At 67.7% G+C, this 19,555-nt stretch carries 17 protein-coding genes; 7 read left to right on the top strand and 10 right to left on the bottom strand.

Annotated features, from left to right (window positions below; translation table 11 throughout):
* Positions 1-6: 6 nt before the first annotated feature.
* Positions 7-747, top strand: coding sequence for a polysaccharide deacetylase family protein (locus SH203_RS06265; protein WP_087119984.1), 741 nt, complete (start codon positions 7-9; stop codon positions 745-747).
* Between the two features lie 119 nt (positions 748-866).
* Here SH203_RS06265 and SH203_RS06260 read toward each other — a convergent pair whose 3' ends face one another.
* Complete coding sequence (locus tag SH203_RS06260; RefSeq protein ID WP_234989404.1) at positions 867-1,760, bottom strand: hypothetical protein; 894 nt, start codon at positions 1,758-1,760, stop codon at positions 867-869.
* Between the two features lie 109 nt (positions 1,761-1,869).
* Between SH203_RS06260 and SH203_RS06255 the strand changes: the two genes are divergently transcribed.
* Together SH203_RS06255 and SH203_RS06250 are read left to right on the top strand one after the other, a co-directional pair.
* Positions 1,870-2,328, top strand: coding sequence for a RidA family protein (locus SH203_RS06255; RefSeq protein ID WP_087119983.1), 459 nt, complete (start codon positions 1,870-1,872; stop codon positions 2,326-2,328).
* Positions 2,329-2,473: 145 nt separating this feature from the next.
* On the top strand, positions 2,474-3,625 hold the full coding sequence (locus SH203_RS06250) for a GNAT family N-acetyltransferase (RefSeq protein WP_087119982.1): 1,152 nt from the start codon (positions 2,474-2,476) through the stop codon (positions 3,623-3,625).
* A gap of 208 nt (positions 3,626-3,833) precedes the next feature.
* On the opposite strand, the gene clpA is transcribed toward SH203_RS06250, so the two are convergent.
* The 3 genes from clpA to SH203_RS06235 form a co-directional block, all read right to left on the bottom strand.
* Positions 3,834-6,140 (bottom strand): ATP-dependent Clp protease ATP-binding subunit ClpA, encoded by a 2,307-nt coding sequence (clpA, locus tag SH203_RS06245; protein ID WP_087119981.1) that lies wholly within the window; start codon positions 6,138-6,140, stop codon positions 3,834-3,836.
* 13 nt (positions 6,141-6,153) lie between these two features.
* A complete protein-coding gene (gene clpS / locus SH203_RS06240; RefSeq protein ID WP_087119980.1) occupies positions 6,154-6,483 on the bottom strand; it encodes an ATP-dependent Clp protease adapter ClpS in 330 nt (109 codons plus the stop codon).
* Positions 6,484-6,651: 168 nt separating this feature from the next.
* Positions 6,652-7,122: a phasin family protein gene (locus tag SH203_RS06235; protein WP_087119979.1), complete on the bottom strand. Its 471-nt coding sequence runs from the start codon at positions 7,120-7,122 to the stop codon at positions 6,652-6,654.
* A gap of 309 nt (positions 7,123-7,431) precedes the next feature.
* Between SH203_RS06235 and SH203_RS06230 the strand changes: the two genes are divergently transcribed.
* The 3 genes from SH203_RS06230 (at position 7,432) to SH203_RS06220 (ending at position 10,946) form a co-directional block, all read left to right on the top strand.
* Entirely contained in the window at positions 7,432-8,907 is a 1,476-nt protein-coding gene (locus SH203_RS06230; protein WP_087119978.1) for a D-alanyl-D-alanine carboxypeptidase, read from the top strand.
* A gap of 65 nt (positions 8,908-8,972) precedes the next feature.
* Entirely contained in the window at positions 8,973-10,070 is a 1,098-nt protein-coding gene (locus tag SH203_RS06225; protein ID WP_087119977.1) for a PA0069 family radical SAM protein, read from the top strand.
* A 42-nt stretch (positions 10,071-10,112) separates the two neighbouring features.
* The gene (locus SH203_RS06220; protein ID WP_087120194.1) at positions 10,113-10,946 is read left to right on the top strand and encodes an alpha/beta fold hydrolase; all 834 of its coding nucleotides are present in this window, start codon (positions 10,113-10,115) and stop codon (positions 10,944-10,946) included.
* On the opposite strand, the gene SH203_RS06215 is transcribed toward SH203_RS06220, so the two are convergent.
* Both SH203_RS06215 and SH203_RS06210 read right to left on the bottom strand, forming a co-directional pair.
* Positions 10,943-11,350 (bottom strand): hypothetical protein, encoded by a 408-nt coding sequence (locus tag SH203_RS06215; protein WP_234989403.1) that lies wholly within the window; start codon positions 11,348-11,350, stop codon positions 10,943-10,945. The two genes, SH203_RS06220 and SH203_RS06215, sit on opposite strands and share 4 nt — an antisense overlap.
* Positions 11,351-11,358: 8 nt before the next feature.
* A complete protein-coding gene (locus SH203_RS06210) occupies positions 11,359-12,603 on the bottom strand; it encodes a class I SAM-dependent RNA methyltransferase (protein ID WP_087119976.1) in 1,245 nt (414 codons plus the stop codon).
* Positions 12,604-12,805: 202 nt separating this feature from the next.
* Between SH203_RS06210 and SH203_RS06205 the strand changes: the two genes are divergently transcribed.
* The gene (locus tag SH203_RS06205; RefSeq protein ID WP_087119975.1) at positions 12,806-13,471 is read left to right on the top strand and encodes a glycine zipper 2TM domain-containing protein; all 666 of its coding nucleotides are present in this window, start codon (positions 12,806-12,808) and stop codon (positions 13,469-13,471) included.
* A 101-nt stretch (positions 13,472-13,572) separates the two neighbouring features.
* Here the strand turns inward: SH203_RS06205 and SH203_RS06200 are convergent, their stop codons facing one another.
* The 4 genes from SH203_RS06200 to SH203_RS06185 form a co-directional block, all read right to left on the bottom strand.
* Positions 13,573-14,304, bottom strand: coding sequence for a TlyA family RNA methyltransferase (locus SH203_RS06200; RefSeq protein WP_087119974.1), 732 nt, complete (start codon positions 14,302-14,304; stop codon positions 13,573-13,575).
* Positions 14,301-17,033 (bottom strand): valine--tRNA ligase, encoded by a 2,733-nt coding sequence (locus SH203_RS06195; protein WP_087119973.1) that lies wholly within the window; start codon positions 17,031-17,033, stop codon positions 14,301-14,303. The genes SH203_RS06200 and SH203_RS06195 overlap by 4 nt, the downstream gene beginning before the upstream one ends.
* Positions 17,034-17,114: 81 nt before the next feature.
* A complete protein-coding gene (locus tag SH203_RS06190) occupies positions 17,115-17,729 on the bottom strand; it encodes a DUF2497 domain-containing protein (protein WP_087119972.1) in 615 nt (204 codons plus the stop codon).
* Positions 17,730-17,895: 166 nt separating this feature from the next.
* Entirely contained in the window at positions 17,896-19,431 is a 1,536-nt protein-coding gene (locus tag SH203_RS06185; RefSeq protein WP_087119971.1) for a TolC family outer membrane protein, read from the bottom strand.
* Positions 19,432-19,555 lie beyond the last annotated feature (124 nt).

Genomic DNA, 19,555 nt, shown 5'->3' with positions numbered 1-19,555 from the left:
GCGGACATGAACGCCTTCATCGACAAGATGCGCCGCCGCGCCGGCCGCTATCTGGACGTCCGCCCCGTCGCCGTTCGCCCGGCGCGCGGCATCCTCAGCCTGTCGTTCGACGACATCCCCGCCTCGGCCTGGACCGAGGCCGGGCCGATCCTGGCCCAGCATGGGATCAAGGCGACCTATTATGTCTGCGGCGGCCTGTCGGGCGGGCGCAATATGGACCTGCCCCAGTTCGAGGTCGAGCATCTGCAGGCCCTCCACGCCGCCGGGCATGAGGTCGGGTGCCATACCTATGAACATGTCTCGACCCTGACCCTGACGCCGGCCGAACTGGACGCCAGCCTGGCGCGCAACGCCGCCTGGGTCGCCGAGCGGCTGGACGGTCATCAGATGGCGACCTTCGCCTATCCGTTCGGCGACTGCGCCTTGGGGGCCAAGCCGGTCATCGACAGGCGGTTCCTGTGCGGGCGCGGCGTGCGCGACGGTGTGAACCGCGCCAGGGCCGACCGAAACCTGCTGCAGGCCGTGGGTCTGGAGAGCCGTCGCCTGCCTGGTTACGATCTGGAAGCGCTGGTGGCGGAGACGGCGGCGTCGAAGGGCTGGCTGATCGCCTATGGCCACGACGTCAGCGACGCGCCCACGCCTTACGGCTGTCGTCCCGAGGACATCGACCGCCTGATCCGCCTGGCCAAGGCCGCCGATCTGGACATCCAGCCGGTCGCGGCGGCGTGGCGGTTGGCGACCCAATAGGATGCGTCACCCTCGGGCTTGACCCGAGGGCCGAGCGTCCCGCCGCATTGCGCCAACGGCGATGCACGGCCCGATCAGCGTCCGATCCTCGGGTCAGGCCCGAGGATGACGGAGGTGGGTCAAGCGGCCGCCTTCCGCCGATCCGCCCAGGCGATCAGCTCCTTGCGGGGCCAGACCATCAGCCATGAGCGGGCGGTGTATTCGCCGGTGTCGATCAGCGCCTTCCTGGATGGCGAGGCCGTGCCGGCGCGTTCGGTGTGGATCGGGGCCGGGCCCTGATGGACCATGAAGGCGCCGCCGTTCAGGGGGTTTAGCCGCAGGTGGGCCAGGCGCGGGCTGATCTCGGTCAGGGGCGGGTCGTAGAACCAGCTGGAGCCGATCATGCCCGCCAGTTCGGGACGCGCCCGGCACAGTTCCGCCGCCGTCGCCCAGGCCTCGTTCCAGCCGTCCTCGTTGAAGCCGCGCAGCCAGCGGCTTTCGGTATGGACCTCCAGCCACGGCTCGCGTTTGGCCCCCGCCGCCAGATAACGGAACAGCGGCTTGAGGCCCCAGCCGTCACGGACGTGTTTGACGATCTGGCCCGGCCCGACCGGCGACGACAGGTCGATGACCTGGCTCTTGGCCCCCGGCACGCTGAGCGCCAGGGTGAAGCGCACGTCCTTGGACCAATGATCGAAGACATAGTCGCCCTCGGCCTTGTCCAGAAACGCCGCCAGTTGTTCGATCCAATAGGGATAGAGGGCCATGACCTGGGGCGGCAGGCGCATCGCCGCTGCGCGGTCGGGCAGCTGCAGCGCCCAAGCGGCGATCAGGCCGCGTCGCACGTCGTCCGAGGCGCCCGGCCCCAGCAGGGCGTCGACCGCCTTGGCCGGCATTTCGAAATCCCAGTGGGGCGCGGCCTCCGCGGCCTTTTGCGCGGCCGGTCCGGCGGCGGCGTCGACCCGCGCCCGGTCGTCGGGCGACAGGCGCGCCAGGACGGCATGGAAGGCGGCGACGTCGGGGGTCAGGTGCATATCCATGTTCGCCAGCATGGCACACAGCGGTTGGCGAACCTTTAACCCGTGAAGGCGTGACGCCGCCCCCGCCGCGCGCTAAACCGCGCCCAGATCAACAGGAGCCGCCATGAGCATCGAAGCCCGCATCGCCGAACTCGGCCTCACCCTGCCGGAACCCGCCAAGCCGGTGGCCAGCTATGTCTCCTTCGTCCGCTCGGGCGATCAGATCACCATTTCGGGCCAGCTGTCGAACGACGCCAACGGCGGGATCAAGGGCACGGTCGGCGTGGACGTGACGCCGGAACAGGCCGTGGACGCGGCCCGTCTGTGCGGCCTGAACCTGATCGCCCAGATCAAGGCCGCCTGCGACGGCGACCTGAACCGGGTGGTCCGCATCGTCAAACTGGGCGGGTTCGTCCAGGCCGGGCCGGACTTCGAGGCCATTCCCGCCGTCATCAACGGCTGCTCGGACCTGATGGTCCAGGTCTTCGGCGACGCGGGCAAGCACGCCCGTTCGGCCGTCGGCGTCTATAAGCTGCCGCTGGGCTTCGCCGTCGAGATCGACGCGATCGTGGAGATCCGCTGATCGGCGACCTTATGATCCGCTCATCCCCGCGAAGGCGGGGACCCAGTTTTTCCGCGCCGCCAGTATTGGGACGACCAGCGGGAACGAAGGGACGAGTGGGTTCGCCAAAAGCACTGGGTCCCCGCCTTCGCGGGGATGAGCGGGGATGAGTTTTCACATCACCGTTCACGACGGGATCGCCGACATCGGCCGCGAGGCCTGGGACGTCTGCGCGCGTTCCACCGGAGATCCCTTCGTCTCCTACGACTTCCTCTACGCCTGCGAGGCGTCCGAGAGCGCAGCGCCGCGTCAGGGATGGGCGCCGCGCCATCTGGCCCTGCGCGATGACGACAACGCCGTCCTCGGCGTCATGCCCCTGTATCTGAAGGGAAACAGCCAGGGCGAATATGTCTTCGACCACAGCTGGGCCGACGCCTATGAGCGGGCCGGCGGGCGGTACTATCCCAAGCTGCTGGGCGCCGTGCCCTTCACGCCTGCGACCGGGCCGCGCCTCCTGAACCATCCCGACGCGGACGCCGCGACGGTGCGTCAGGCCCTGCTGCAGAGCGCCCTGACCCTGGTGCAGCGGCTGGGCGTCTCGTCCCTGCACGTCAACTTCCCGACCCAGCCGGAATGGGCGGCCATGACCGAGGCGGGCCTGCTGCCGCGTCAGGACATCCAGTTCATCTGGCGCAACGACGGCTATCGGACCTTCGACGATTTTCTGGCCGCCCTGTCGGCCAACCGCCGCAAGTCGATCCGGCGTGAGCGGCGCGACGCCCAGGCGGGCCTGGACATCCGCATCCTGACCGGCGCCGACATCACCGAGGCGCATTGGGACGCCTTCTTCGCCTTCTACATGGACACCGGCTCGCGCAAATGGGGGCGACCCTATCTGACGCGGGACTTCTTCGCCCGTGTCGGGGCGACGATGGCCGACCGCATCGCCCTGGTCATGGCGTTTCGGGACGACACGCCCATCGCCGGCGCCCTGAACTTCATCGGCCGCGACGCCCTGTACGGCCGCCAGTGGGGCACGCTGGACGACGTGCCCTTCCTGCATTTCGAGCTGTGCTACTATCGGGCCATCGACTTCGCCATCGCGCGCGGCCTGTCCCGCGTCGAGGCGGGGGCGCAGGGCGAGCACAAGATCGCGCGCGGCTACCTGCCCTCCCCCGTCTATTCCGCCCACTTCATCGCCGACCCAGCCCTGCGCGAGCCCGTCGCCCGCTACCTAGAGGGCGAAGGCCCGGCGGTCGAGGAACAGAGGGCCGCGATGACCGCCGAACTATCGCCGTTCAAACAGGGCTCGCATTGAGTTTTGACGGCCTGATCCCGCGATAGCGGGACGGATGGGTTCATCACAACGCGCACAGCGAGGCACGACGAACACAGCGAGATCCGCTCCGTTGTGATCGCTGTGTCCCGTCGTGTTCGTTGTGATGAACCGAGCGTTCGACGATCACGACAAAGAAAAAGGCCCGGCTGTTTCCAGCCGGGCCTTCCGCCGTCTCGCCTGCCGGCGGTCAGGCCGTCTCTTCTTCCTCTTCCGACTTGGCCGGGGCGCCCGAGGGGCCGGCGATGTCGAAGTCGATCTTGCCGTCCTTCAGCTGGACCTTGACGTGTCCGCCACGTGTCAGGCGGCCGAACAGGATGTCGTCGGCCAGCGGCTTCTTGATCGAGTCCTGAATGACCCGCGCCAGGGGACGCGCGCCATACAGTTCGTCGAAGCCGTTCTTGGCCAGCCAGTCCGCGGCTTCGTCGGTCAGTTCGATGGTGATGTTGCGATCCGCCAGCTGGGCTTCCAGCTGCAGCACGAACTTGGTCACGACCGAACGGATCGTCTCGGCGCCCAGCGACTTGAAGGCCACGATGGCGTCCAGGCGGTTCCTGAACTCGGGCGCGAACAGGCGCTGGATGGCCTTGTCGTCCTCGCCCTCGACCTTGCCCCGGCCGAAGCCGATGGAGGCGCGGGCGTTGTCGGCGGCGCCGGCGTTGGTGGTCATGATCAGGATGACGTTCCTGAAGTCGACCTTCTTGCCGACCGCATCGGTCAGCATCCCATTGTCCATCACCTGCAGCAGTATGTTGTAAACGTCCGGGTGCGCCTTCTCGATCTCGTCCAGCAGGATGACGGCGTGCGGATGCTGGTCCACCGCGTCGGTCAGCAGGCCGCCCTGGTCATGGCCCACATAGCCCGGAGGCGCACCGATCAGACGGCTGACCGTATGCCGCTCCATATATTCCGACATGTCGAAGCGCTGCATCTCGATGCCCAGGGTGGCGGCGAGCTGCTTGGCCACCTCGGTCTTGCCCACGCCGGTCGGGCCGCTGAACAGGAAGCTGCCGATGGGCTTGTTCGGATCGCGAAGACCGGCCCGCGCCAGCTTCATCGCCGCCGAGACCTGTTCGATGGCCTGTTCCTGACCGAAGACGACGCGCTTCAGATCGGTTTCCAGCTCGCGCAGGCTTTCGGTGTCGGACTTGGACACCGACTTGGCCGGGATGCGGGCCATCTTGGCGATGACGGCCTCGACCTCCTTCTGGCCGATGACCTTCTTGCGCTTGGATTCGGTCAGCAGCATCTGCGACGCCCCGGCCTCGTCGATCACGTCGATCGCCTTGTCCGGCAGTTTGCGGTCGGTCATGTAGCGGGCCGACAGTTCGACCGCCGTGCGGATGGCGCTGTCGGTGTAGCGGACCTTGTGGTGCTGCTCGTAATAGGTCTTGAGGCCCTTCAGGATCTTGACCGTATCCTCGACCGTCGGCTCGTTGACGTCGATCTTCTGGAAGCGCCGCACCAGGGCGCGGTCCTTCTCGAAGTGCTGGCGATATTCCTTATAGGTCGTCGACCCCATGCAGCGCAGGGTGCCGGACGCCAGGGCGGGTTTCAGCAGGTTGGAGGCGTCCATCGCCCCGCCCGAGGTCGCGCCCGCGCCGATCACCGTGTGGATCTCGTCGATGAAGAGGACCGCGTTGTCGTGGTTCTCCAGCTCCTTGACCACCTGTTTCAGCCGCTCCTCGAAGTCGCCGCGATAGCGGGTTCCGGCCAGGAGCGCGCCCATGTCCAGCGAATAGATGGTGGCGTCCTTCAGAACGTCGGGCACCTCGCCGTTGACGATCTTGCGGGCCAGCCCCTCGGCGATGGCGGTCTTGCCGACGCCCGGATCGCCGACCAGCAGCGGATTGTTCTTGGTGCGGCGGCACAGGATCTGGATCGAGCGTTCGACCTCGGCCTGACGACCGATCAGGGGATCGACCTTGCCCTGGCGCGACTTCTCGTTGAGGTCGACGCAATAGGCCTCCAGCGCCTCGCCGCCCTGTTTGACGGCCGACTGGTCCTCGGCCTCCTCGGGCGATGCGCCCTTGGCGGGCTTGGCCTCGGACGCGCCGGCCTTTTTGGCGATGCCGTGGGCGATGAAGTTCACCGCGTCATAGCGCGTCATGTCCTGCTCCTGCAGGAAATAGGCGGCGTGGCTCTCGCGCTCGGAGAAGATGGCGACCAGGACGTTGGCGCCGGACACTTCCTCGCGGCCGGACGACTGGACGTGGATCACCGCGCGCTGGATCACGCGCTGGAAGCCGGCGGTCGGCTTGGCGTCCTCGCCGTCGGCGGTGGCCAGGGCGGCCAGATCGTTGTCGACATAGAGGGTCAGCGCCGCCTTCAGCGCATTCAGATCGACGTTGCAGGCGCCCATGACGCCGGACGCATCCGGGTCGTCGATCAGCGCCAGCAGCAGATGCTCCAGCGTGGCGTATTCGTGCCTGCGCGCATTGGCGTATCCCACCGCGCGGTGCAGGGTTTCTTCGAGAGGACGGGAAAATGAAGGCATCGGGAGGCTCCTCTCAGTCCTTTTCCATCGTGCATTGCAGAGGGTGCTGGTGGCGGCGCGCGGTCTCGATGACCTGGGCGACCTTGGTTTCGGCGACCTCGTAGGTGAAGACGCCGCAGACCCCCACGCCATGCTGATGCACATGCAGCATGATGCGGGTCGCTTCCTCGCGGCTCTTCTGGAAGAACCGCTCCAGCACATAGACGACGAATTCCATCGGCGAATAATCGTCGTTCAGAATCAGCACCCGATACAGCGAGGGTCTCTGAAGCTTCGGCTTGGTTTCGGTGACGACGGCGGTTCCTTGTCCGCCGCCGGTCTCACCGGGCCTTTGAATGGGCATTCGTGTTCCGTAATCGGGGAGTCGTCTTGGCTAACAGATAGGGAATGATGGCCTGATTTGAAGCGGCGTCCAGTCACGGATTACGTGAATGGCAAATCACGGATGCAGAACGAAAAAAGGCCCCGGAGCGAACCCCGGGGCCTTCTTCGATTATAATGTCGCTGTGGCTTAGCGCGCGGCCTGGAAGCTTTCGACCGAGGCGGTGACGCGCTCGTTCAGGGGCTTCAGGCTGTCCTTGACCGTGTTGGCGACGATCTCGTTCGTCTTGGTCATTTCGGCGACGTAGCGTTCCATGGACTTCTTGGCCCAGACGGTCTGCAGTTCGAAGAACTCCTGCACCGAACGGGCGGTCGACAGTTCCTTGGAGGCGGCGACGCCTTCTTCCCACGAGGTTTTGGCGAAGCCCAGGGCCTGTTGCGACAGGGCCTCGGCGCCCTTCTGGGCGACGGTGGCCGACTCGACCATGGCGTCCAGGTTCTTCTTGCCGTGGGCGTTCAGTTCGCCCAGCGAGGCGACCGACTTGTCGATGCCTTCGCGGAAAGCCTGGGTTCCGGCGGCCTGGAGGGTTTCGGCCTGGGCCTTGACCTTGGCGGCGGTCTGATCGGCGGTCTTCTTCATCGTTTCGGCGGCGTCGGCCATGATGTCTCTCCGGTGATTGCCCGCCTTTGGGGGAGGACGGCGGTGCGGAAATCTGATGCGAGGCGAACCCTCGCAGAACCGCAATATGCTGCATGTGCGAAGAGAATGCAAGGCCGCCTTGTGCGCTGCACAATGTGATCGTCGATAAGCTGGAAGGCATAACCCCGATAGGCGGGTCAAATTCGCGTTGACGGGCGGTTAACCACCATGAAACCCCCGGTTCCTATGCTAACCCTTTCATCGCGTCGGCCGGGGGGCCTGCCGCACCCTGCTCGCCAAGGGCTTGATTACCAAGGGGTTGTATCGCCCATGATCGCCTTCCTCCGCCGCGGACTGTTCGCCCTCCTCGCCGCCTCGCTGGTGCTGGGCGTCCATGTCCGCCCGATCGAGGCCCAGTCGCAGGAAAGCAGCCGTTACGCAGCCATCGTGATCGATGCGGCGACCGGAGAGGTGCTGTTCGCCCGCCACGCCGACAGCCGCCGCTATCCTGCATCCCTGACCAAGATGATGACCCTGTATCTGACTTTCGAGGCGCTGGAGCAGGGCAAGGCGCACCTGAACGACGTACTGACGATTTCGCCGCGCGCGGCGTCTCAACCCCCGTCGAAACTGGGCCTGGCGGCGGGGCAGACCATCACCCTGGACAACGCCATGCGGGCCACGGCGGTCCGTTCGGCCAACGACATGGCCCTGGCCATCGGCGAGCATATCGGCGGGTCCGAGGCGCGCTTCACCAATATGATGACGATGAAGGCCGAACAGCTGGGCATGACCCAGACGCGCTACGTCACCGCCAACGGCCTGCCCGATGCGCGCCAGCTGACCTCGGCGCGCGACCAGGCGATCCTGGCGCGGGCCATCATGCGCGATTTCCCCCAGTATTACAGCTATTTCGGCCTGCACGACTGGGCTTACAACGGGCGCACCTATCGCAACACCAACGGCCTGCTGCCGACGGGACGCGGCTATGACGGGATGAAGACCGGCTACACCAACGCCTCGGGCTACAATCTGGCGGCGTCGGCCGTGCGCGACGGACGGCGACTGATCACCATCGTTCTGGGCGGCCGCTCGACAGCCAGCCGCAACGCCCACGTCGCCGAACTGATGGACACCGGGTTCGAGGTCGAACGCCGCCGCGCCCAGGGCGAACGCATTCAGGTCGCCCAGACCTTCTTCGAACAGCGCGGCTTCGGCCTCGGCGGGGAATCCGCGACAGGCGACGCCCCCATCGCCTACGCCTCGATCCGCGACGACGAGGAGGGAGAGGCCCCGGGCTCCACCGCCGTCGCCTATACGGCCGCCCCGGCGCCGGCGGTCCTGCCGACCCGCGTCGCGCCCTCGCCGTCCGAACGCGCGGCCAGCCAGCGCGCCGCCGCGACCGCCCAGGCGGCGGGCCAAGCCGCCGCCGCGCCCCGCGCGCCGCACAACGTCACCGCCTCTCTGAACGGCGCGCCCGCGAGCGCCGTCGCGGCCCCTTCGACAACGCCGCGCCGCACCACGCCGCCGCCCTCCCGCGAGCCGGCCCGCGCCGCCGCCCGCGCGCCCGCCGGCCGATGGGCGGTTCAGGTCGGCGCCTTCCGCGACGAAAAGGTCGCCAACGACTGGCTGACCGAACTGAACCGCCGCTTCCGCACCCAGTTCGCTACGGCCGAGCGCAACGTCCAGACCGCCGGCGACTGGTATCGCTCGCGCTTCACGGGCCTGACGGAGACGGGCGCCAAGTCGGCGTGCGAGGCCCTGGCCGAACGGCGCGTCACCTGCATGGTGATCGGCCCCAACTGACGCGCCTGTCGCGACCGGAACAAATGTTCTTGCTTTGTTCCGGTCAATGATCCATCGTCCTTCCTATGGAAACCGCCAAGGGAAGAGGCGCGCGTTCGAATGCCACAGGCCGCTACGAACCTGAACAGCATGTGTCGTTCGATGACGGCTGGACGCGCGACGACGCCGAGCCCGCGCCTCTGCGCACCACCCTCACGCCGGAACACGCCCGCACGATCATCGCCCGGAACGACAGCCCGGACATCGGATTCGACCGCTCCATCAACCCGTACAAAGGTTGCGAACATGGCTGCATCTACTGTTACGCCCGTCCGTCCCATGCCTGGATGGGCCTATCCCCGGGCCTGGATTTCGAGAGCAGGATCTTCTTCAAGCCCCAGGCCGCACGTCTGCTGGAACAGGCGTTTCTCGCACCCCGATACCGATGCAAGCGCATCCACATAGGCGGCAACACCGACCCCTATCAGCCGGTCGAGCGTGAACTGGGATCGACGCGCGCGATCCTGGAGGTGATGCAGCGGTTCAACCATCCGTTCAGCATCATCACCAAGTCGGTGCTGATCGGACGCGACGCCGACATCCTGGGACCGATGGGCAAGGCGGGTCTGGCCTCCGCCTTCGTCTCCATCACCACCCTGGACCGGGGACTGGCCCGGGCGATGGAGCCGCGCGCCTCCACCCCCGCCAAGCGGCTGGAGGCTATTTCCAGGCTGGCCGATGCAGGCTGTCCGGTGGGGGTGGGCTTCGCTCCGGTCATTCCCGGCCTGAACGACCACGAACTGGAATCGATTCTGGAGGCGGCGGCCAAGGCAGGCGCCACGCGCGCCATGTATGTGACGCTGCGCCTGCCTCTGGAGATCAAGGATCTGTTCCGCGAATGGCTGGCAGACGCCCGTCCCGACCGGGCCGCGCGCGTCATGTCCCTGATCCGCCAGACGCGCGGCGGCAAGGATTACGACGCCGACTGGTCCCAGCGGATGAAGGGCGCCGGCCCGGTCGCCGAACTGATCGGAGCGCGGTTCAAGGCGGCGATCAAACGCTATGGCCTGGACACGCCTCGCCGCCTGCTGGACGAGACGCAGTTCCGCGTGCCGCCGGATGCGCGACCGCAGATGGACCTGTTCGACCTGCTGCAGGCCATGCCCGAAGTCGGGATTGCCTGACGGCCGCGCTTGCGGTTAGCGTCCCTGATCCTGGGGGACATCATGATCAAACGTCTATCGGCGCTGTTGGGCGCAGCCGCGCTTCTGTCCGGCTGCGTCACCGTGGAGGTGCCGGAGGGTGAGTTCTTCTATCCCGACGCGCGGGTGAAGGCCGAGAACATGGTCCTGACGCCCGGCCCCGCCGTGGCGGGCGGCGAGACCCTGTCCCTGCCCTATTCCGGCGGCGCGGTCGCCGCGACGCGGGTCAGAACGGGCCGGGCGGACGCGCCTCTGATCCTGTACTGCGGCGGCAATCTGTTTCGGCGCGGCGTCAACGGGGCGGCGGTCGCGCGCGAGCTGGCGCCCTTCGGCGATGTGCTGATGTTCGACTATCCCGGATCGGGCGACACGCCGGGCCAGGCCGATTTCGCCACCTACCGCGCCGCCGGACAGGTCGTCGCCGCCAGCGCCCGCGCCCAGGCCGATGCCGAAGGGCGCCGGCTGATCGCCTGGGGCCATTCGCTGGGCGGCCCGGTTTGCGCCGAGGCCGCACGCCTGATTCGCGCCGACGCCGTGGTTCTGGAGGCCACGACCCCGACCGCTCGCGCGGCGGTGGATCAGATGCTGGGCCTGTGGCGGCCCCTGATCCGCGTCCAGATGGCCGCGCCTCTGGCCGCCATCGACGTGCCGGCCGTGCTGAACGGCTATACCGGCCGTGTCGTGGTGCTGGAGGCCGGTCGCGACCAGACCCTGCCGCCCGCGCTCAGCCGCATCCTGGCCAGGGATATGGAAACGCGCGGGGTGGACGTCCGGCGCCTGGTCTTCCCGCGCGCGGGCCACGGCGACATTCCCGACCAGCCCGACTTCGCCGCGCGCGTCGGAGCAGCCCTGAACTAATCGTCGGCGGCCGAGGGATCGATGGCGCGGGTGACGAGATCGCGCCAGGTCGGGTCGCTGTCGTCGACCAGATCGACGTCCTCCAGCAGGGCGACCGCCCCCTCCCCGTCCGGCAGGACCAGACCCAGTATCTCCATCTCCTCGCCGTCCGAACCCAGATGGCTTTCGGCCTGAACGGCGACCGCCGCCTGTTCGCCGTCATCGTCCCACCAGATCACCGGCTGGGGCAGGTCCATCGCAATGGGGCGCGGATCGTCGGTGTCGCCAAGCGCGAAGATGGCGCGGCGCGCCTGCACGTCGTCCAGCGTCGCGACCGCCCCAATGAACGGCTTCAGCCGGCCCCAGTCGTCGGCGTCGAAGCCGCCGCCGTCTTCCTCGCCAAGGTCGTCGGTCATCTCGGTCATGATCTGTCCTATCGCCTGAAAACCGCGACCAGTTCGACGTGGGCGGACCACAGGAACTGGTCGATGGGCGTCACCGCATCCAGCCGGAAGCCGGCGTCGATCAGGACGCGGGCGTCGCGCGCGAAGGTCTGCGGATTGCACGATACGCCGACGACCACGGCGGCCTTGGTCGTGGCGATCTGGGCCGTCTGTTCGATTGCGCCGGCGCGGGGCGGGTCGAAGACGATGGCGTCGCAGCCCTTCAGGTCATAGGGCGTCATCGGACGGCGGAACAGGTCCCGCGCCTCGGCGGTGATCGCCTTCATGCCCCTGGCCGAACCGACGGCGGATTTCAGGGCGTCGATGCCGGGTTTGGAGGCGTCGGCCGCGATCACCGGAGCGACCGTCGCCAGGGGGAAGGTGAAGGTTCCGGCCCCGCAGAACAGATCGGCGACCTTCTTCGCGCCCTTCACCGCCGCGACGGCGCGGGCCGTCATGGCCGCCTCTGCTGGGGGCGCCGCTTGCAGGAAGCCGCCGGCCGGCAGGGCGACCGTCGCGAGTCCAAAGGCCACCGTCGGTTGGCGCGCCATCACCAGAATCTCGCCCGCTAGGCTCAACCGCGCCAGGTCCGCCCGATGCGCGGCCTGCACCGCCTGGGTGCGGGCGTCGGCGGACAGACCGCCGCCCGAACGCCGCTCCACCCCCGTCACATCGACGTCCAGCCCTGTCAGGGTCCAGGTGACGTGTAGCGTCGGCGCGGATTTCGGATGTTCGAAGAAGGCCGCCGCCACCTGCGCCAGAACGGGAATCGCCTGAACGATGCGAGGGTCGGCCACCGGGCAGGCCGTGACCTCGACCAGCCGCCAGGACCGCCGCGCCTTGAACCCCAGCACCACCCGGCCGTCGGCGTCGCGCCGGGCATGAAGGGCCACGCGGCGGCGGCTGCCGGGCGGGGTGGCGATGGTCGCCTCGATCTCCGTCTCGATCCGTTCGCGCGCCAGGGCCAGTCGCACCTGCTCGCGCTTCCAGTCCAGATAAGGCCCTTCGGCCCAGTGCTGCAGCGAACAGCCGCCGCAGTCGCCATATTGCGGCGAGACCGGCGCGATCCGATCCGGGCTGGGCGTGACGATCTCGACGCCTTCCAGCCGACCGTCCACGACCTGACCGCGCACGGTTTCGCCGGGCAGGGTCAGGCCGGCGAACACCGGCCCCGCAGGCGTGCGGGCGACGCCGTCGCCCTGGCCGCCGACGCGGTCGATGATGAAGGTCTCCATCGCCGGGCTTCTAGCCGCCGCCGAAAGGCCGCTCAAGTCGCGGCGGGCTCGACTACGCGCCACTCGCCTGAAAGATGAACGAAGATGAACAAGGCGCTCAAATGCCGTTCAGCTTCGCTGTCTTAAATCGGACTGCAACGAGACACGAGGCTTGCCGTTAACCGTTGACGGAAATCGTTCGGTCCTCGGAAGGGTTGAAAAAATGCGTCTCTCCAAGTCTTCGCTCGCCGCCGCGGCCGCCCTGGCCCTCGGCGTCACGGCCGCCCCGATGGCGGCCTCGGCTCAGAACTACTATGGCTACGGCTACAGCCAGAACTACGGCACCGGGGCCTATGCGCCGTCCTACAACTACGGTCGCGGCTACCCGTCCTACGACCCGTGCGCGCGTGAGCGTCAGGGTCGAACCGGCGCCGGCGCGGTGATCGGCGGCGGCGCGGGCGCCGTCATCGGATCGCAACTGGCCGCGCGCGGTCGTCGCACCGAAGGCAGCATCCTGGGCGGCGTTCTCGGCGCCGTGGTCGGTTCGCAGGTCGGGCGTTCCAGCTCCGACGCCTGCCGCAGCTATCAGAGCAGCTATGGCTCCAGCGGTTACTATAACCAGGGCTATAGCCAGCCGACCTACGGCTACTACGACAACCGCTACACCGGCGATCAGGGCTATCGCTACGACGACTACGACCGTCGTTCCGACTACGCCTATGACGGCGGCGGCTATTACGACGACCGTTCGCGCCCGGTCGATTCCTATCGCAACTCCGACGGATGCCGCCTGGCCGAGAGCCAGATCCGTCTGCCCGATGGTCGCACGGACACCCGCTATGTCCGCACCTGCCCCGACCAGTACGGCCGCTATCGCGTCGTCGATTAATTTTCAGCCCCCCTGTCGATCGACGATGTGACGGGAGCCGCCGGAGGATCAGTCCTCCGGCGGTTTCTCTTTGTTAGTGGGCCTGTCGCATGGTCGCTCTGCTAGGCGCGCTTTGCCCAGAGCAGGAATTCGACGTTGCCGTCGCCGCCGGTAATGGGGCTTTCAGCCGTGGCCTGGACGGTCCAGCCGACGCTGTCCAGCCAGTCGGAGACGCGCCGAACCGCCGCCGCATGGGCCTCAGGGTTCTTGACTACGCCCTTCTTGCCGACGCCGCCCGGGCCGTCCGCCTCGAACTGGGGCTTCACCAGCGTCACCAGATCGGCGTCGTCCGCCGCCAGCGCCAAGGCGGCGGGCAGCACCTTCGACAGGCTGATGAAACTGGCGTCGCAGACGATCAGAGACGGCGCCTGCGGGATCAGGTCAGGGTTCAGGTCGCGGGCGTCCGTCCGCTCCAGATTGACCACGCGCGGATCGTCGGCGACCCGGTCGTGCATCTGGCCGAAACCGACATCGACGGCGAAGACGCACGCCGCGCCGCGATCCAGACAGACCTCGGTGAAGCCGCCGGTCGAGGCGCCGACGTCCAGCGCCACCCGCCCCTCGACCGCGATCGGCCACAGGCCCAGCGCATGGTCCAGTTTCAGCGCGCCGCGTCCGACCCAGCGATGCGCGGGCTGGGCCTCCAGCACCGCCTCTTCGTCCACCTGCTCGGACGGCTTTTGCACCGCCACGCCGTCGGCGAGGACCAGACCGGCCTCGATCGCCGCCCTGGCCCGCGCGCGGCTGTCGAACAGACCGCGTGCGACCAGAAGCTGATCGATGCGGGACTTCACCCGATCTCGCTGAGCCGGGCCAGCGCCGCCTGCAGCTTGACCTTGCCAGCCTCGGCCTCGGTCAGTTTGGCGCGCTGTTCGTCCACCACTTCCGGCGCGGCGCGGGCGACGAAGTTGGGGTTGCCCAACTTCTTGTTCACATGGCCGATGTCGCTGTCGAAGGCGGCGATCTCCTTCTCCAGACGCGCCCGTTCGGCGGTCAGGTCTATAATGCCCGCCAGCGACAGGGCGACGGTCGAACCGCCCGAGACGTAGGTCACGGCGCCGGTCGGGGCCGCGTCCGCCGATCCGACCTCTGACACGCGGCCCAGGGTCAGGATCAGGTCGCGGTGGCGGGCGGCGCGTTCGGCGGTCACGGCGTCGGGCGCGACGAAGGCCAGCGGCGGCTTGGCCGACGGCGGTACGTTCATCTCGGCGCGCAGACCCCGGATTTCACCAACCAGATCGACCAGCCAGCCGATCTCGGCCTCGGCCGAGGCGTCGATGAAGGCGTCCGGCAGCACCGGCCATTCGGCGCCGATCAGCAAGGACTCGCGTGCCGGGCCTTCCTTGCCCAGTTCGGCCCACAACTCCTCGGTGATGAAGGGCATGACCGGGTGCAGCAGTTTCAGCGTCTGGTCCAGCGTCCAGGCGGTCATGGCGCGGGTCTCGGCCTTGGCCGCCTCGTCCGATCCCTGGAACACCGGCTTGGCCAGTTCCAGATACCAGTCGCAGAAGACGTTCCAGACGAAGCGGTACAGGGCGCCCGCCGCATCATCGAACCGACCGCCTTCGATGGCGTCGGACACGGCGCGTTCGGTCTTGGTCAGTTCGCCTCTGATCCAGCGGTTGATCGTCTGTTCGACGGTTGCGGGATCGAAACCGTCGACGCGGCGCGCCTCGTTCATCTGGCTGAAGCGGGCTGCGTTCCACAGCTTGGTGCCGAAGTTGCGATAGCCCTCGATCCGCTGTTTCGACAGTTTGATGTCGCGCGTGCCCGACAGGATGGCCATGGTGAAGCGCAACGGATCGGCGCCCAGCTCGTCGATGATGCCCAGGGGGTCGATGACGTTCCCCTTGGATTTTGACATCTTCTGGCCCTTCTCGTCGCGGACCAGACCGTTGATGATGACCCGCTTGAACGGAGCCTGGCCGTCCATGAAGTGCAGGCCCATCATCATCATCCGGGCGACCCAGAAGAAGATGATGTCCGCCGCCGTGACCAGATCGCTGGTCGGATAGAACCGCTCCAGATCCTCGGTCTTCTCGGGCCAGCCCATGGTCGAGAACGGCCACAGAGCCGAGGAGAACCAGGTGTCCAGAACGTCCTCGTCCTGGGTCAGGGCGACCTCGGAATCATAGTCCGCCATCGCCTGTTCGCGGGCGTCCTCCTCCGTTTCGGCGACATAGATTTCGCCGTTCGGGCCGTACCAGGCCGGGATGCGGTGGCCCCACCACAGCTGGCGCGAAATGCACCACGGCTCGATGTTCCTCAGCCATTCGAAATAGATCTTCTCGTAGGACTTGGGCTCGAACACCGTGTCGCCCTGCTCCACCGCCTTCAGCGCGGGCTGGGCCAAGACCTTGGCGTCGACGTACCACTGGTCCGTCAGCCACGGCTCGATGACCACGCCGGAGCGGTCGCCGTGCGGGACGACGTGTTTGGTCTTCTCGATCTCGCGCAGCCAGCCCTCTGCCTCGGCGCGGGCGACGATAGCCTTGCGCGCGGCGAAGCGGTCTTGCCCAACATAGTCCGACGGCACGTCCGACGTGTCGGCGTCGGTGACGCGGCCGAAAGCGTCCAGAATGTTCAGCGACGGCAGACCGGCGCGCTTCCCAACGCCGAAGTCATTGAAATCATGGGCTGGCGTGATCTTCACCGCGCCCGAGCCCTTGGTCGGATCGGCATAGTCGTCGGCGACGATGGGGATGCGACGGCCCACGATGGGCAGGGTCACGAACTTGCCGACCAGACCGGCATAGCGTTCGTCGTCGGGGTGAACGGCGACGCCGGTGTCGCCCAGCATGGTCTCGGGTCGGGTCGTGGCGACGACGATGAAGTCGCGCGTCTCCCACTCGGTCGCCTTGCCGTCCTCGTCGAAAGCGACCGGGTGTGCGTAGGTGACCCCGTCGGCCAGCGAATAGGCGAAGTGCCAATAGGCGCCGTCCACCTCGCGCTGCTCGACCTCCAGGTCGGAAATGGCGGTCTGGAAATGCGGGTCCCAGTTCACCAGCCGCTTGTCGCGATAAATCAGGCCGTCCTTGTGCAGTTGCACGAAGACCTTGCGGACGGCGGCGTTCAGCCCCTCGTCCAGGGTGAACCGCTCACGCGACCAGTCGCACGATGCGCCGAGGCGGCGCAACTGGCGCACGATGGTCCCGCCGGATTCGGCTTTCCATTGCCAGACCTTATCGATGAAGGCCTCGCGGCCCATGTCGCGGCGGCCGACATTGCCGGCCGCGGCCAGCTGACGCTCGACCACCATCTGGGTGGCGATGCCGGCGTGGTCCGTGCCGGGCAGCCACAGCACCGCCTTGCCCTTCATCCGGTGATAGCGGGCCAGGATGTCCTGAAGCGTGTTGTTCAGCGCGTGACCGATGTGCAGGCTGCCCGTCACGTTCGGCGGCGGAATGACGATCGAATAGGCGCCCTCGGCCCCTTCGGTACGGGGCGCGAACAGGCCGCTCTCCTCCCACTGGGCATAGAGGCGAGGCTCGGCGGCCTGGGGTTCGAAAGTCTTCTCAAGCATGACGTCTGGTCTTTTGCAAAATGCGAAAGGGCGGCCCCTTCAGGAGCCGCCCCTCGGATTAGTCTGGGCTGAGGCGAAGGGCTAGGCGCTGCGCGCGATGCGTTCGACTTCCTTGCGTACCTGGGCCTCGACGATGGCCGGCAGATTGGCGTCCAGCCAGTCCTTCAGCATGGGCCGCAGCATTTCGGCGACCATGGCCTCCACCGTATTGCCGCTGACGAAGGGCAGGTCGCCGGTCGAGGCGGCCGGCGCGGGTTCCGGCTTCTTGAAGCTGGCGGCCAGGCCCGCGAAGGCCGAGGCGGCGCTGGCGGCGGCGCTGTCGCCGACCAGAGTGTCGTAGGCCGGCTCCGAAGCCGGGGCGACGGACGGAGCGGCGGGCGGCTCAGGCGCCTGATAGGGTTCGACCGGGCTGACATCCAGGTCGCCGATGGTCTCGACCGGCGTGGGCTCGTAACGATCGGTCAGGTCCAGCACATCGTCCTCGACGGCGGGCGCCGCTTCGGCCTCGAAAGGGGCGGCGAAGACGGTTTCGGCCGCAGCGGCCGGGGCCTCGGCTGCGACTTCGGCCGGCGTTTCGACCTCAGGCGCCGATTCGGCGGCCGGGGTTTCGGCGGGCGCCTCGTCTTCGGAGATGATCCGGCGAATCGACGCCAGAATCTCTTCCATGGTCGGTTCCTGGGCGGACTGATCGGTCATGGCGCAACCTTGGGCGAGGCCTGGGACGAAAGATGGCTCACGGAACGATCCGCGCGCCGCGAACGGGACAAAGACAGACGACGGATCGTCTGGAATCTCTGTCTTGTCGTCGCATCTTCGCCCGCTGGAATCAACGGGCTGCGTTCGCGGGGCGCGGGTTAGGGGGTCAGTTGCGGGGCGCGGTGCGCACCGTCTCGCCCTTCAGCTGGGTGTCGATGGGCGCGTCTGGCGCGTCCAAGGCGCCCACGATGGGCGGCGAGGCGACGCGGTCCAGGCCTTCGATCACGCCGTCCCACGGCAGGCCGCCGCGACCCTGGACCTGATCGTAGTTGGTCTTGGGGTCGTAGGCGTCGACGGTCGGGTTCAGCGCCGGTCCTTCCAGCTGGCCCATGGCGGCCAGCAGAGAGGCGCGGGCGACGTATTCGGCGGCGCGGGCGCTGGCCACGGCGGTCTGGGAGGCGCGCAGCGTCACTTCCTGGTTCAGCACGTCCAGGGTGGTGCGCAGGCCCACCTGCGCCTCCTGACGGACGCCCTCGGCGGCGACGGAGGCGGCGCGCACCGCCTCCGTCCCGGCCGTCACATTGGCGCGGGTCGACAGGACCTGGGCGTAGGCCGAGCTGACGTTCTGAAGCACGGTGCGGCGTTCGCCCTCGATGGCCATCTGGGCGGCGTTGGCGCGCTCCAGCGCCTGTGCCACGCGCGACTGGTTCAGCCCGCCGGTGAACAGCGGCACCGACAGGGTGGCGCCGGCGGTGAAGCTGCGGCGGTCGGCAAGCTGGCCCAGGTCGCCCAGATCGTTGGACGATCCGCCATAGGAGGCGGTGGCGCGCACCGACGGCATATATTCCGAACGGGCGGCGGCGACGGCGGCCTCGGCCCCCTGCAACTGATACGTAGCGGCCAGGATGCCGGGATTGCGCTGCAACGCCGTCTCCATGGCGACGTCGAAGTCGGTCGGCACGTCCGGCAGGGTCGGCGCGGCCTCCAGATCAGTCGGCGACTGGCCCACGACGGCGGCGTAGGCGGCGCGCGAGGTGGCCAGTTGCGCCTGGGCGTTGGCCAGATCGGCCTCGGACTGGGCCTGGGACGCCTCGGCCTGGGCGACGTCGGTGCGGGTGATCTCCCCCACCTCGAAGCGGGCGCTGGTCTCTTCCAGCTGGCGTTGCAGGACGCTGAGGTTCTCCTGGCGGATACGCAGGATCTCCATGTCGCGGGTCACGTTCACATAGGCCTGGATGACCGACAGCATGACCGACTGTTCGATCTGACGCAGGTTTTCGCGACCGGCCAGAACGCCGGCGCGGGCCTGGTCGATGGCGCGCGCCGTGCGGCCGCCGGTCCACAGATTCTGGCTCAGGCTGACGCCGACATTGGCGCCCTGTGTCTCGGACGAGGAGGTCGAGACCTGGGTGTCCGGGATGCCGTCGTTGTTGGTGTCGACGAACTGGGTCACGGCGGGGAAGTCGTTGCGGGAATAGTCGACCCCGGCCGAGGCGCTGAGCGTCGGGCGCAGGCCCGAACGCGCCTGAACCACCGTCTCGTCCAGCGCGCGCTGGCTGGCGCGCTGAGCCAGCAGGTTGGGATTGGTGCGATAGGCCAGGGCGATGGCGTCCTGAAGCGTCTCGGCCCAGGCCGGCGCGCCCAGGCCGGTCATCACGGCGACAACTGCGGCCGAAGCCAGCACACGCGAGCGTTTCAACATTGTCCGTCCTTGCCCGACGCCCCGAAAGGAACGCCCGAATGTTTCTCAGGCGTAACTGCGGCCTGACTGAACCACACGCCAGTTAAGTTTTATTCACGGTCGCCGGCGCGCGATGCGTCGCTCG

Source organism: Brevundimonas sp. SH203 (assembly GCF_002157625.1).
Classification (GTDB): Bacteria; Pseudomonadota; Alphaproteobacteria; order Caulobacterales; family Caulobacteraceae; genus Brevundimonas.
Note: the sequence above shows the minus strand (reverse complement) of the source record. Positions and strands in the feature narration are given on the sequence as shown.